The organism is Mesorhizobium sp. RCAM 05099, assembly GCF_059683685.1.
Window position 1 is genome coordinate 5,951,316 of record NZ_CM185035.1, and the last position, 13,229, is coordinate 5,964,544.

19 protein-coding genes are annotated in these 13,229 nt (G+C 63.8%); 1 reads left to right on the forward strand and 18 read right to left on the reverse strand.

Features of this window, described 5'->3' with window-relative positions; genetic code table 11:
• Position 1: 1 nt before the first annotated feature.
• The 3 genes from AC56QQ_RS29365 to AC56QQ_RS29375 are packed head-to-tail and all read right to left on the reverse strand — an operon-like array spanning position 2 to position 1,181.
• The gene (locus AC56QQ_RS29365) at positions 2-352 is read right to left on the reverse strand and encodes a contractile injection system sheath initiator (protein ID WP_497124324.1); all 351 of its coding nucleotides are present in this window, start codon (positions 350-352) and stop codon (positions 2-4) included.
• On the reverse strand, positions 352-615 hold the full coding sequence (locus tag AC56QQ_RS29370) for a hypothetical protein (RefSeq protein WP_497124325.1): 264 nt from the start codon (positions 613-615) through the stop codon (positions 352-354). The genes AC56QQ_RS29365 and AC56QQ_RS29370 overlap by 1 nt, the downstream gene beginning before the upstream one ends.
• The gene (locus AC56QQ_RS29375) at positions 612-1,181 is read right to left on the reverse strand and encodes a hypothetical protein (RefSeq protein ID WP_497124326.1); all 570 of its coding nucleotides are present in this window, start codon (positions 1,179-1,181) and stop codon (positions 612-614) included. The genes AC56QQ_RS29370 and AC56QQ_RS29375 overlap by 4 nt, the downstream gene beginning before the upstream one ends.
• A gap of 36 nt (positions 1,182-1,217) precedes the next feature.
• Between AC56QQ_RS29375 and AC56QQ_RS29380 the strand changes: the two genes are divergently transcribed.
• The gene (locus AC56QQ_RS29380; protein WP_497124327.1) at positions 1,218-1,460 is read left to right on the forward strand and encodes a hypothetical protein; all 243 of its coding nucleotides are present in this window, start codon (positions 1,218-1,220) and stop codon (positions 1,458-1,460) included.
• On the opposite strand, the gene AC56QQ_RS29385 is transcribed toward AC56QQ_RS29380, so the two are convergent.
• The 15 genes from AC56QQ_RS29385 to AC56QQ_RS29455 all read right to left on the reverse strand — a co-directional run bounded on the left by AC56QQ_RS29385 (position 1,461) and on the right by AC56QQ_RS29455 (position 13,180).
• The gene (locus tag AC56QQ_RS29385; RefSeq protein ID WP_497124328.1) at positions 1,461-1,775 is read right to left on the reverse strand and encodes a phage baseplate plug family protein; all 315 of its coding nucleotides are present in this window, start codon (positions 1,773-1,775) and stop codon (positions 1,461-1,463) included.
• Complete coding sequence (locus AC56QQ_RS29390; protein WP_497124329.1) at positions 1,775-2,350, reverse strand: hypothetical protein; 576 nt, start codon at positions 2,348-2,350, stop codon at positions 1,775-1,777. The genes AC56QQ_RS29385 and AC56QQ_RS29390 overlap by 1 nt, the downstream gene beginning before the upstream one ends.
• A complete protein-coding gene (locus AC56QQ_RS29395; protein WP_497124330.1) occupies positions 2,350-4,476 on the reverse strand; it encodes a phage tail tip lysozyme in 2,127 nt (708 codons plus the stop codon). The genes AC56QQ_RS29390 and AC56QQ_RS29395 overlap by 1 nt, the downstream gene beginning before the upstream one ends.
• Before the next feature lie 93 nt (positions 4,477-4,569).
• Positions 4,570-5,082: a hypothetical protein gene (locus tag AC56QQ_RS29400; RefSeq protein ID WP_497124331.1), complete on the reverse strand. Its 513-nt coding sequence runs from the start codon at positions 5,080-5,082 to the stop codon at positions 4,570-4,572.
• A 9-nt stretch (positions 5,083-5,091) separates the two neighbouring features.
• Positions 5,092-5,523, reverse strand: a complete 432-nt coding sequence (locus AC56QQ_RS29405) for a phage tail fiber protein (protein WP_497124332.1) — start codon at positions 5,521-5,523, stop codon at positions 5,092-5,094.
• Positions 5,524-5,555: 32 nt separating this feature from the next.
• Positions 5,556-7,514, reverse strand: coding sequence for a DUF3383 family protein (locus AC56QQ_RS29410; RefSeq protein WP_497124333.1), 1,959 nt, complete (start codon positions 7,512-7,514; stop codon positions 5,556-5,558).
• Positions 7,515-7,545: 31 nt separating this feature from the next.
• The gene (locus AC56QQ_RS29415; RefSeq protein ID WP_497124334.1) at positions 7,546-8,280 is read right to left on the reverse strand and encodes a phage neck terminator protein; all 735 of its coding nucleotides are present in this window, start codon (positions 8,278-8,280) and stop codon (positions 7,546-7,548) included.
• Between the two features lie 6 nt (positions 8,281-8,286).
• A complete protein-coding gene (locus AC56QQ_RS29420) occupies positions 8,287-8,679 on the reverse strand; it encodes a hypothetical protein (RefSeq protein WP_497124335.1) in 393 nt (130 codons plus the stop codon).
• 5 nt (positions 8,680-8,684) lie between these two features.
• Positions 8,685-9,266 (reverse strand): hypothetical protein, encoded by a 582-nt coding sequence (locus tag AC56QQ_RS29425; protein ID WP_497124336.1) that lies wholly within the window; start codon positions 9,264-9,266, stop codon positions 8,685-8,687.
• A 16-nt stretch (positions 9,267-9,282) separates the two neighbouring features.
• Positions 9,283-9,723, reverse strand: a complete 441-nt coding sequence (locus AC56QQ_RS29430) for a hypothetical protein (RefSeq protein WP_497124337.1) — start codon at positions 9,721-9,723, stop codon at positions 9,283-9,285.
• Between the two features lie 2 nt (positions 9,724-9,725).
• Positions 9,726-10,040, reverse strand: coding sequence for a hypothetical protein (locus AC56QQ_RS29435; protein ID WP_497124338.1), 315 nt, complete (start codon positions 10,038-10,040; stop codon positions 9,726-9,728).
• Between the two features lie 15 nt (positions 10,041-10,055).
• Positions 10,056-10,481, reverse strand: a complete 426-nt coding sequence (locus tag AC56QQ_RS29440) for a DUF4054 domain-containing protein (RefSeq protein ID WP_497124339.1) — start codon at positions 10,479-10,481, stop codon at positions 10,056-10,058.
• 33 nt (positions 10,482-10,514) lie between these two features.
• Positions 10,515-10,946, reverse strand: coding sequence for a hypothetical protein (locus AC56QQ_RS29445; RefSeq protein WP_497124340.1), 432 nt, complete (start codon positions 10,944-10,946; stop codon positions 10,515-10,517).
• 747 nt (positions 10,947-11,693) lie between these two features.
• Positions 11,694-11,942, reverse strand: a complete 249-nt coding sequence (locus AC56QQ_RS29450) for a DUF982 domain-containing protein (RefSeq protein ID WP_497124341.1) — start codon at positions 11,940-11,942, stop codon at positions 11,694-11,696.
• A gap of 143 nt (positions 11,943-12,085) precedes the next feature.
• Entirely contained in the window at positions 12,086-13,180 is a 1,095-nt protein-coding gene (locus AC56QQ_RS29455; RefSeq protein WP_497124342.1) for a major capsid family protein, read from the reverse strand.
• Positions 13,181-13,229 lie beyond the last annotated feature (49 nt).

Genomic DNA, 13,229 nt, shown 5'->3' on the forward strand with positions numbered 1-13,229 from the left:
GCTAGAAGCCCGCTGCGGTGATGTTGCCCGCCGCGTCCGTCACCTGCACTTGGCCGGTGATGGTGCGATCGGTCCATGACTGGATGAAAGTTTGCGCCGAGACGACGCCGGGCACCGTCAATGCGGCGCGGTTGAAATACGCCTTCATCAGCGAGACCGGTGGCGCCCTGCCCAGGATCTGATCGAAGTACGGAATCCCCTGCGTCGTGTCGTAGTAGAGTTCCCCCAGGAACAGCCGGATCGCGCTCGCGGCGTCTTGCGCGAGGGAATACGACTGGTCCGCCACGGCGATGTTGCCCGATGCGTCGGCCGTCAGGTCCCACGTGTCCGTGGTCAGAAGCAGCGTCTGCATCAGGTTCCGGGCTCCGGTGGGCCTGACGTCCCGCCGCCAGGCTGGACGTTCGTATGGAGGTGGTTGAGGAGGCTGATGTTGGCGCCCCCCGATCCTGCGATGACGTCCCCCGTCACCAGCAGCTGCGCCGTGGTGATCGTGATCGAGCCGGCCGCGAACTCTATGATCTGGCCGTTCTTGTCGAAAAGCTTGATGCCGCCCTCGGTGAACTGCACCGCCTGGTGTTGCGCGCCTTGCCGGGCGGCGTGATGACCATCGTTCACCGATCGAAGCCGACGTCGAAACCGCCGTCGCGCGCGATCGCCAGCGCCTGCGTCCACGCAGTGCCGGGATAGTAGGGGTTGGCGAACTTGACCTTTACGCCGGCGTCCTCGAACGCCATGCCCATCTGCCCCGCGAGGCTTTTCATCATCTGCGAGGCGTCGCCCGAGCCCTTGATGCTCAGCGGCGGGATCGGCTTTGCGGCATGGAACACGCCAGGTAGCGAGCTGACGCGGAAGCACACGTCAGGCATCGCCTGCGCGTCGACATAGGCATAGACGACGGCGCCCGTCCAGACGACGTTCTGCCCGGTCTCGTCGTCTCCGGCGAGCACCGAAATGTTGTTCTTGTACATCTGGAGATACTGTGAACCGACGGTGGATAGCTGGTTCATCAGAGCGAGCGGCAGGCCCCAGATCGAAATTTCCGCTTGCCCCGAGCCCTGGCCCGCGTTGACGATGGTGCATGAGACGCGTAGGCCGAACACCTCTGCGGTGTTGCCGCCGCCCTCAAACTGGCCGTTTGCCAGCTCGAACTCGACAGAAATCCGCTTCTGGCTGAATGCCATCCCGACCACCGCCTGCCATCAAAAAGGTTACGACCAATGTCGAAAGTCCTCGCCGCCGCGACGGCCTCACTCCTCCTGCTGACCGCCACGCCACTGGCGGCAAAGCCAAACAAGGCCGCCCTTGAAAAGAGCTATCTCGATTTGAACGAGCAGTGCCGCGGCGGATCGGGCGACGATCCGGACACGATCAAGGCGTGCGATCAGCGCGAAGAGGTGTCGGCGCAGCTGCGCCAGCTCCACGTCTGCTTTGCCGGCGATCGGTTCAAGCGCTGCAATTAATCAGCCGAGGCCGGCCGGAAGCTCGCTCGCCGACAGGTAGGCGAGGCTGTAGCGCGTCCCCAGCCCGGTATAATACGGGTCGGTGTCGCCCTGGTTGTCGATGAAGATCAGGTCGCCCGAAAACCCCAGATAGAGCGACCGCACGATCCGGTTGATGTTCTGGCAGATCACCCCGCCGATCACGAGCACGTTGTCGACATAGAGGTCGATGAACAGGCCCGTGTTCTTCTGGTAGAGGCTGATCTGCGAGACCTGGCCGTCGAGCGTCACCCCGACCGCCTGGTTGGCAACCGCCTGCAGGGGAATGATGACCATCAGAAGCCTCCAGCCGGAAGCCCGGAGGCTGTCTGGAATTGCGCCAGTTGCGAGCTGGTCGCGGGGACGGTCTGCACGGTGCCGCCGTTGACCTGGGACGCGCCGCTCGGATCTTGCGTGTTCGACATGGCGGCGCTGACGGCCTCGCGCACTTCGATCAGCCAGATATCGACCGACAGAAGCCCCATCCCCTCGTTCGCGCGTCGGCTGTAGTCGTAGTGGGTGAAGTTGCAGGAGAGGTAGACCGCCTCCGGCGTCACCACGTCGTAGAGGTTGGTGTCGCCGGCGACGGCCGCGATCGACGCCAGCATGGCGGCACGGTTTGCCGCCGATCCGCCGGCGGTGAAGCGCAGCCGCGCATCGTAGGGGATTTGGACCTTGTCGTAGCTCTCGAAGGCCCCGCGCTCGACCGGGAAGTCAGAGATCGACCATTGCTGGCGATACTGCACCTCGACGACGTTGTCGGCGACGATTACCGGAACCCCGCCGAAATAGATGCCCCATGGCTGCTGCTGGAAGACGCCCGACAGCAGTCCGATGGCGTCTTGTGTGAGAAGCTCCAGAATGCCGGCCATCACGCCAATCCACTGTTTGCCTGAGCGGTGAAGAGGCGCCGGTTGAGCGCGTCGTTGATATCGGACGCGATGCCGTTGGCGTCGGTCGCCTGGGAATGGACCTCGACCTTGCCGATATGGTTCTCGACAGAGCTGCTCGACGTCGTGGCGGTGTGCGTGCTCGAGATGTTCGAGAGTGCCGCACCCTTGGCCCCGGTGTTGATGCCCTTCATGCCCCGGTAGGTCCGCTGCGTGAAGTTGTCCATTCCGCTCCAGGCGTTGTAGCCTTCGGCGCGCTCGTACATCGATGCGCCGGCAGCGCCCTGGGCATCGGTCTTGGCATTGCGCAGCGCGCGGCCAGCCCTGCTCTCGGGACCGTTAAGCTCAGACAGGACGAATTGATACTGCGTGGCAGCATCATTCCAGTTCTTGCCGTGCGCCTTGGCATAGGCCATCAGCGCACGCTTGCGCGGCCCAAGAAATTGCGCGACGCCGGTCGCGCCGATGCCATTGACCGTGGAAGGGCCGCCGCTCGCCTCGACATTCATCCAGCGTGACACGAGCCCGCGCGCGCCGGCATCGGAGAGGCCGCCGGCGACGAGCGCCTGATATGCCTCCGATTGCCGCTCAGGTGTCCACCAGCCCTTGGTGCCGCTCGACCTACTCTGAGGCCCGCCGACGGTGTCGCCACCGGCACCGCCGCCGGCGGCCGGGGCGCCAAATGCGTTGCGTGCGCCGGCGCTCAGCATGCCGCCAATGCCGGAGACCAGGTTGCTCCAGAAGCCGCCGCCGTCGCTTTTCTGGTCGGTGATGGTGACGGGGAGCGGATTGCCCTTCGAAACGGGCTTGCCGTCAACGGTGGTCTCGCCGTGCTTGCTAGCATGGTTGCGCGCCTGCGGACCGCTGCGATCCCAATGCTTGAGCTGCGTGATCTGGTCGAGCTCGAAATCGGGTGGGTTGTAGCCGCCTTTCCCTTGTAGGGTGTCGCCCGACAGGGTTAGCATGGCGAGCCAAGGCGACAGCTTGCCGAAAAGACCCATCAGGCCAGCGCCGGCAGCGCCCTCGCCGGCAGCCGCCGCGCCACCACCGCCGCCAAGCAGCATCCCGCCAAGCATGCGCATGTTGGCGAGAACGCTTAGGAACCTGGCGCCGGCCCACAAGCCGAAGAGGATCTCGGTCGCCTTGATGACGCCGCCCAGCCCGTCGACGACGTCCTTCGCCCCGTGGGCGAAAGTCTGCATGCCGGCGCCGACGGCGTTCCAGTCGATCTTGTCGAGAAAGTCGATGAATTTCTTCACCGCTTCGACGATGCCGGTCTGGATCCAGTCCCGGTTCTTGTCGATCCATGCCGACATCTTGTTCGCAGCATCGACCAGGACCGGGCCGAGCTTGTCATAGATGGCATTGGCGAGCGCGATGATGTTCTGGAGGAGTTCGTTCCAGCTCGCTTGCAGCTTCTGCGCGGACTCGATCGCGGCGTCGCTCGGCGACAGGCTTTTCTGGAGCTTGTCGAGATAGACGTCGATGCCCGCGCCCATCTTGTACATGAGCTGTTCGGTGGCCGGGTCGATGCCGAGCGCCTGCGCGACGTTGTGGGCCGCGCCTGCATCGATCTGGTGCAGCCGCTGCAATGCGGCGGCGACATCGGAGAGATATCGATCGAGCCCATGGTTGGGATCGATCCTCATGCCTGTCCAGCCTTGCAGCTGCGAGAATTCTCGCGGCAGCGCCTCGCCGTTCTTGTTGAGGTTGTAGAGCTGCTTGTTGACGCGCTCCAGGGTCGACGCGGTCGCATCGGCCGAGCCGCCGAAACGTTCGGCCGCATTCTCCCAGGCCGCGATCCGCTGCGGCGATTCACCCAGGCTCGACGCGAAGCGGCCAAGCGTTGCGTCGGCATTGGTGATCTTGCGGACGAAGTCGCTCAGCGCCTGCGAGCCGGTGATGACGGCGAAGAGTTCGAGCACGCGCCTGGTGATCAGGTTGACGGTCTCGGCAGCCTTTTTCGAGCTGTCCTCGATTTCCTTGCCGCCCTTGCGGAACTCGTCGCGCGTCTTGAGCCAGGCTTCGCCCTGCTTCTTCTGACCCTTTTCGAAATCCTTGGGGTCGAGACCGAGCCTAACGATCAGGCTGTCAATGACCGTTGGCATTCTCGTCTCGCTTCCTCAGCAACATCATGTTGTGGGCGTCCACCATGGACACCTCGAGAAGGTCGTGGACGTCCTCGATCGACAGCCATTCGTCTAGCTCGCGGAGCGAGGTTTTCCCCTTTGAGAGAACCTGACCGATGGCTCGGGAGACGTTTCCGTATTCGGCGAGCCTGACTCCGGCGACGGCGAGTTCGAGGTCGATTTCGACTTGCCGCCTTTGGTAAAAAAACCGACGTGAAGGTTGATCACCTCCTGCCGCAGCTGGATCAGCGTCGCGATCTCCTCAATGTCGCCCTCGATCAGCTGGCGCTGGATCGCAGGATTGCGAGGGTCAGGCTTGATGGTGACGCATTCCATCATCTCGTCGAGCAGCGGCTCGGCATCCTCGAAGGCGATCTTGGTGATCGCCTTGATGCCGACGATGGCGATGCCCTGCATCCCCATGCCCGCGAAGTCGTCCGGAAGTTCAACGCCGGAGCGCGCCACGGCGAGGAGAGCGCGCATCGCCCATTTCTCCGCGCGCGTCGCCGCCATCTCGCGGATATGGAACACCTTGCTTTCGTCACGACCTTCGTCGGTGATCGTGATGTCGATCTCTTTACGCATGCCTTACCCTCAGTTCGGAACGCTTTGAACGCTCTCCCAGCGGATTGCGAAACGACGCGGCTGCAGGATCTTGGCCGCCGCCGGCATCGGGGGCAGGCTGATCAGGAAGCCCTTGGTCGACACGTAGGACCGCCCCACGGACGGGAGCGTGGTGCTGCCGTTGGCGGTGTAGACGTCCTTGGCCTGCTTCTGCGTCGCGGCCCAGGTTTCGAAGAAGGCGATCGACGGGGAATCGGCTTGCAACACGAAGGTCTGGTTGACCGGGTTGAAGACGAAGCCGCCCGACAGGATGCCATCGACGCCCATGGCGGTCTCGACCTGGTCGACGTTGTCCATGTCGTAGATGTTGTCGGCAGCAAAGCCCTGCAGTTGGACCGGTGTCGGGAAGAGGTTCGCCACCGCAAGCGTAATGACCGCGTTCGCGGCCGTCAGAGACGACATGATCTAGCTCCTTGAAGGAATGGGGTTGCCGCTTACTGGACGAGGGTCGAGGTCAGCTCGATCTGCTGCACGGACTCGCCGTCCATGTACCAGAAGTTGATGGGCGGGCTCTGGCGGGCCTGCCGCACCTGCGGCGTGGCATCCTTGACCTGGAGGTACCAGCCTTGCAGCTGGAGGGTGTCACTCGCCTTGAGGCCAGCCGCCGAGTTGATCTGCGCGATCTGGAGCGCCGACAACGTCACGCCGGCGCGGATGGCGCCGAAGTTCACGGCCTGGTTGATCGGGTCGAGGCATGCCGCCTTGATCAGCTCGTAGCCCGCCGAATTGTAGGGCACCGAGTTGACGTTCTGGAGCAGTTCCATGAGGGCGAGTTGCAGCTGGTTGTTCAGCCAAATCTGGTTGACGTAGCTGTCCAGCCATTCGAACTCGCCCGACACCGAGCCGTTCTGGAACTCCAGGAACTGCTGGGCCGCCGTCGCGTAGGCGCCGTAGAAGTTATAGCCGTTGGCGAAGAGATTGTTCGCCACCGTCGCCGAGGTCACGCCAGCCACCAGGCCATCCTGCCCTCGGAACGCGAAAGTGATGCGGCCATTGGTTTGCTGGAAGTCGATCGAGGCGGCCGATCCGCAAATGAAGGCCGCGATCTGCGCCGGCATCGTCGCACCGCCAGCGGGGTGATAGATCGCGCAGGTGCCGTCGAGATTGGCGCTCTTGATGATGTTGCCGAAGCTCGACGTGGCCTGCCCGTTCTCGGTCGGGGTGATGTCGGTATCCCAAGCGATATAGGCAAAGCGCTTGTTGGTGTTGTTGACCCATTGGGCGAAAGCCTGCTTCTGCGCCGAGCCCGAGCCGCAGTCCGGATCGAAGATCGACATGAAGGTCGCCCAATTCTGGGTAAGCTCGGTGATGGCGGCCATGAAAGCCGCCGGCGTCGTACCATCCGCGCCCTGCGAGAGCGTCGCGCCGGTGGCCTGCGTCAGGAAGAGGTCATCCGAGACCGTGCCGGTCGCGAAGGCGGCGCTCGACGCCTCGCCGGCCACGCCAGAGGTGATGACGAATGCGCCAGCGACGGAGTCGTAGGAGACCCCCACCGGTGTCGCCGACGCCGTGACCGTGCCGCTCGCCGCCGTCTGCGTCAGATTGACGAAATAGGTGCCGGTAAGGCCCTGACCGCCGCCGAGCTGCGTGATGCGCGTGCCTGCGCTCACGCCGGTACCGGCAAGCGTCTGGCCAACCGACAGAGTGCCGGAAGCGATCGCAGTGACCGTGAGGGTGCCATAGGCCGCCGAGATCGCCTCGCTGGCAACCTGCTGCGGGATCGAGACCGCATATTCGCCAATGCCGCCCGGCGTGCCAGACAGCTGGTTGGTGATCTTCGTCCCGGCCGAAACGCCGGTCCCAGACAGAACGGCGCCTTCGACCAGCACGCCAGAGGTGACGCCGGTCACATACATGACGCTGCCGGCGATCGAGGCGGTCACGGATGCCGTCATGGGGGCGATGGCGCCCGTCACGGATGCCGCTTGCGGCGGGGTTGCGTTCAGGTCGGTTTGGAGCAGCGCGGCAGCCGCCGAGAAGCTGGTCGCCGTCGACAGATCGACCGCGTTCGCGCTGCGCACATAGCCATCGACGTTGACGATGAGCGTGCCGCTCAAAGCCTGGAGCTGGGCCAGCGAGAGCTGCGCAACCCGGCCGCCGCGCAGGTAGGCCGCGACCGATGCCGACGGATACTGCGTGAACAGGATGGTGGCGGGCTTCTGCGTCGAGTTGTTGAAGCCGTTGAAATAGGCCGCGGCGATCTCGGCTTCCTCCGACGAGGCGCCGAAGAAATTCGCCACCGACACGCCGTCGTTGGGGAACGACAACACCTGGCCGGTAGGGACGCGGGTGTTGTGGGTCAGCACGAGGCCGTTCATCACGAGCGCGTTGCCGCCGGCGTTGAGAACGTTCGGAATGACGTTCACAAGCTGCGAGGCCGGGATGGTCGTCATGGACCAGGTCCTTTCTGTTTCGATTGAGGGTTCAGGCCGGATAGGTCGCTTCGACGTTCACGGCGTCGATCACGGCCTGGTCGGCGAATTGCTGCGGCAGGCCAGAAATCGCCTGGTTGGCCTGGATATGAACGTCGACGACGTAGCGGGTTTCGTATTGCTGCTCGCCGTTGAAGAACGGCACCTGCCTTGGATCGTCGGCATAGAAGGGTGCGCCATTCATGCCGGCATCAGTGAAGTATCGCGTCGCCCGCTCGTCGCGGATCAAGGTAGCGATCGTCTGCGCCATGTCGGAGGCCGAACCATCCGAGGCGCTGTGCACGTCGAGCTGGATCACCACTTCCGTCGGCTGCGTGGTGGTCTCAGCGCCGCTCGCCAGCGCTTGCGCGGTCACGGTCTGCGCCGGCGCCACGGTATAGGTTCCGATTCCGCCCGGTGTGCCGCCGGTCTGCTCGCTGATCAGCGTGCCGTCGGTCACGGGCGTTCCGAAGACGGTCGCCCCGACCAGGAGCGTGCCGAAGTCGACCTGGGTCACGGTCATCACCGTGTCGGCGATCGAGGCCTCGAACGCGCAATCCTGATAGGTGTCGACGTTGGTGGAGAGCCGGCCGCGGCGGATGGTGTTCATGGTGACGAAATCGCCGGCCGGCTCCGCCACGCGGTTGTCCTGCGAGGCCACCACCTCGACGCCAGCCGGCAGATATTTCAGGAGAAAGCCGCGCAGAACCGTTTGGATGGTCGACTGGCTCGGTACCGGGCCGCTCATCAGACGTCAGGCTCCATCCATTTGTAGGGTCAAGGCGCACTTGCACCAGTCGGGCCACGACTCGAGCACATAGGCGACGAGCCAGGTGTTCCCCTCCGGGAACGTGCCGGCAGGGAAGACGAAGAGATCGCCGCCGGTTTGCAGCTCGCGCACCACACCGAGAGCCGAACCGTTCAGGTAGACGGCGCGGCGCACTCCCTGAATGTTGAGGCCGTCGAGGTGCTCCAGGTCGCTGTAGCTCAGCGCCTGCGCCTGCACGGCAACGCCAGGCACATCGTCATAGGTCGGCGCGCGTGTCCCATCGGCTGCCGTGGCATAGCCGGTGGACCGTTTCAGCGTGGCGGTCACGAACGGGTTGACCGTCGCGATCGCCGGCGAAACGATCCCGTGCAGGTTCATGGCGATCAGCCGACGCGATAGACCGAGAAGACGTCTGGCGCGGTATTGCGGAAGCGCAGGATGCCGCTCGACGGGATGGTCGGGCCGCTATGCGCCGGGAAGTCCATCGACCCGACTAGCGTCATACCGGTGTTGGTGGTGATGGTCGCATCCTCGGCATCGACGACGGAGGTGTTGATCACCGAGACGTCGAACGAGTCATTGACCCCGAAGTCGGCCGGCAGCGCAGCCCGGAGCGCGGTACCGGTCGGCAGCTGCTGCACCGACGGCGCGCCGGCCCCCTGGGCGATGATGACTATGCCGGCCAGCAGATCGGCCGCCGAGAGCGTGCCAGAGACAGTGTGCGCCGCCGGCGCGCCCTGCGTGTTGCCCACCGCGCCCGACGTCAGCCACACCGCCGCGCCCACGGTCGCATCGGCGCAAGTCCACACCGTGTCGGTGTCCGTGTTCACCCAGGACGAGCCGACCTGATAGCCCTCGTCGGCATCATCAGTGGCGCCAGGATCAGTCACCGCCTCATAGTTGTTCTTGAATGCCAGATTGGCGTTGATGTCGCCGAGGTTGCTCGAAAAAAGGACGGCTCGCATCGTAGGGGTCTCCGGTTCAGGATTTTACCGCATAGTCGACCGAAGCCAGCATGTGGCCCGTGTCCACAAGCTGCTTGTCGTTGTCCTTTCGGGCGATGGTGGCGGGTTTCAGGGTTGGGCCGACATAGGCGACGATCGCCGCCTGCAATTGCCCCTTGATGGCCGCTCCGGTCTGCCCCAGCGTCTTGTCCGCATCGTAGTTGTTGGCGACGAGAAGGTTGCCCACGGCGTCAGGCCATTCGGGGCTCTTGTCGGCGATCATGCCACGGAAGAACGGGCGCGGTGGTGTGTCGGCCGAGCCGAACTCATTGACCGCGGCGACGAGTGCAACGGGCGTGCCGTCCGGATAGGTGGCATCCTCCAGGAAGCCGACGTCAACGGATGCGGCCTTCTGGAGGCTCTTCGATATCTCGGCAAGCTTGGCGGCGAGCTTGTCGCCGCCCGTGGGATGCACCACGGCTAGGCGCTCTTTGCCGTCTTTGCCTTGGCATCGGCGGCCGGATCGGCGGCGCCAGTGGCACCGCTGGTGCCCGTGTCGCTGGCTGCTCCAGTCGCACCGCCGGTTGTACCGGAGGCGCCTGCGGAGCCCGCATCGCCCGTTGCGCCGGCGGTGCCAGTCGCACCAGCGACTGGCGCTGGCGTCTCAGGCTCGGCCGGCGGCACGACGGGCGCTGACGTCTCAATGCGGGCATGGCGCTCGAGGCTGGCGATGCGATCCAGGATCTCCTGCTTGAAAGCGCGAAATTCCCGCGTGAGCAGTTGGAGAAGTTCCATGACGAAGTCCTTTTTCTACTGGTTGAGCCACGGGTTGAAGGCGCGGCGCGGTCCGGGGACGTAGCGCATCGTCCGGTAGGAGGCTGTGCCCTGCCAGAACGCCGCGCCGAAGGGGGTCTGCATGAACCACGCGTTGTTCGGCGTCGTGGGGAAGTTTGCCGATACCGAAACGCTGCCCTCGGACGCATCAGAGACGCGCCCGACGATCCCGGCCGGGGCTTGACCATTGGCGCCGTACATGAGCTGGCAGATGTGGGCGACCATCAGGTTGAGCAGCGTCGTTTGCGTCTCTGCTTTGGTGACGGGGCCGCCGCCATCGTTGCGGCAATAGAGCACCGCGATCGGCAGCGCGCCCTGCTCAACCTGCAGCTGGCTGAGCGTGGCGAACTGCGGATAGATCGCCACGAAGTTCGCGTAGCTGAAATCGACGATGACGCCCATGGCGGCCCCCGGTGTTCGCCCGCGTCAACTCGCTCAGGCTTCTTCCTTCTTGAAGGCTTGGATGCCGCGCGGAAGGTTGTTGGGATCGATCGGCTCAAAGCCCGACTTCTGCGCCTCGTGCTCCATGATGAACCCTTCGACCATGTCGCGTTCAGCATGCGCCCAGACCAGGTTGTTTTTGACCGCGTCGAGGTCCTGGTTCTGGGCGAGCCATTTCTTGAAGAAGTCGGCGTCGACGCCATAGGTCAGGGCGTAGCTGCTCGTCTGCGCCGATGGAGCTTGCTCGGTGCGGCGATCGAATCGACGGCCATAGCCTTTCAGCACGACGGGCTCGCCGATGACCTGGGAGCGCTTCACCTTGCGAAAGCTGCCGCCGGCGGTCGGCTCATTCTGCTCGATCATCTCATGGAGGCGCAGGACGAGGCCATGCGGAAGCTTGCAAGCGACAGTGACGGTGGCGGACATCGATATACTCCGGTTGATCAAAAAGTGGGTTCAGGGAAGCGCGTCCTCGACCACGCGATAGGGGCAGCGCAGCGGAGCCGCGATCTCGGCGCTTGCTGCCACGGCCGGACAGACGCCGGATTTCAGCCGTCCTGTCGACTTGCGCGGAGTTGGCAGGTGCAGCGATGGTCCTCAGCCAGGACGTCGGCCGGTGTTGCTGCCGGCTCGCGGTCGCTGGCGACGCAAGGCGTGCGGCGCTTGGGATTGTTGCGAGCGGCCAGATGGCTTTAACTCAGGGAGCATCCAAAGTCCCTCGCAAGCTGGGCCGTCGGCCCGCCGGCGACATACTGCCGGCACAACTCCTCGCGCTCCTATTCGCTGATGCGGGGCTTAGGGGCTCCTGGAGGCGTCCAGGCGCGCCAGAGATGGTCAGTGGTGCCCCCACCATCGATCACCTGCGACGCGGCCCGAGGGCTGGAGCGGATGTCAGGTGTCAACCCTGGCTCAGCGCCTGTGGAACAGGCACCTCTCACGGAGCATCCGCAAACTGAATTTCTGGGGGGGAATACCCCCTCGGCGACATCGCTTTTGGCATTGCGCGCCGAGCGGGGTGGCGCCCCGGCTGCCTAAGACGACTTTCCTTGGCAGCCAATGATCGTTGACGAATTGCTTCCCAGGCTCCCTTGCGGGATCCGATACGAGGCTGCGGTTGCGCGCCTAGCTGTCCCGGGAGGACACCTGTGCGCCCCCTCAAAACGATGTAGTGCTTCAATTCAGCATAAAACTTTCTGGAAGCACGTCCGCTTCAATGGCGGCTGAGATGAACGCAATTCTCACATTCGCATCGCTACATCGCCCTATCCGAGCCTCAACGAGAGCAGCCAGAGCCGCAAGGAACTTGGGGCCGTCCGATGGCCAATTGCCATCAGTGAGAACGTCGCTCATATCGGCATTCGAATTCACCACGCGAATTCCATGTCGGGTTTTGATGGGGATGCCAGATTGAGCTCGGTTCATTAGTTACAGCGTCTAAGTCTTAGACAAGTTCCACTTCCTACACAAAGCAGTCCCCGAGTATTCGGATTCTGGACGGGCTGCCCCCCCGCAAAATACTTGGTGCCAGAATGGTTCCAGTCCGGCACCAGCGGTGTCAAACGGCGTCAAACGCCGATCATCTGCGAAATGCCCATCGGCTGGCGGATGATTGCGCCCCAGGTGCCGCTGGTCATCTTCTTCTTCCACGAAGACATTGCTCGGATGATCGGGTGAGTCCGGAGCTTTTCGTTGAAGGAGCAATAGCCCGTCTTCTGGCCGTCGATGGCGTCGGCGATCAGCTGCACCTGGTTGCCAGCTGCGATGCCTACCGGGTTGATCGATGTCTGCGCGCCATACTGCACTGCCGTCTCCACCCGAATGTTCGGGAAATTCTTCCGGAGCAGATCCTCGACGTTGACGTTGAAGGAGTTCGTTGCAGTCATGGCGAGTTGCGATTCTGGCGACAGCGCCAGCGTCATCTTGGTCTTCTGGTCGATCAGGCCGGCGGTTTGGGTGACGAGTTGCAGCCACAGCGACTGGATGTCGGCGTAGATTTCGTTCGCCGTGGCGACGATCTGGCCGTTGTTGATCCACTTCACGCCGCCGTATGCCTTCGGCGCCGGGGTGATCGGTGCCGCAAGGTTCGGGTCATTAAGAAGGCCATAATTCTGCAGCCCCTGCACACCCTTGAAATAGGTGGTGTTCAGGAATCGGGCGAGCACGGTGACGCCTGCGCCGTCGACCTCGCTGACCCAACTGACGCGACCGAGGCCGGCGCGCTCGATCTCCAGCTCGCCATATTCGGCGATCGTCTGGAACAGGTAGGATTGGCGCTGCGGCCAGTTCATGTTCGCGCCGGAGCGACCGTTGTCGTTGTAGTCGCCGTAGCTCGACACTTCGCCGGTCTGCTCGATGGTCGGGAACATTGCGGTCTGGTCGATCCAGGTGCCTTTGCGGGTTTCGCCGAAGATCTCGGCGGCCTGCGTCGGGGCAAATAGGATGCGATAGACCTCCGGGTCGACCAGCGTGGTCAGGAACGCTGGGATGCCGGTGTTTCCCGTCGTGGCGAGTTGAGGCTGCGCATCCATCGCGAGATGGTTGGTGCGGAAAGCCTCGACGATGTAGGCGCGTGCATCGGGCAGATAGATACCCGCCTGCTCGAACATCGGGCGATGCTGAGCCCAAGTTGCGGCGGCCTGATTGTAGTCGTGGAATTGCATGGTGGTTCTCCTCACTACCGCCGGCTTTCACGCCGGCGCATGGTTTCGA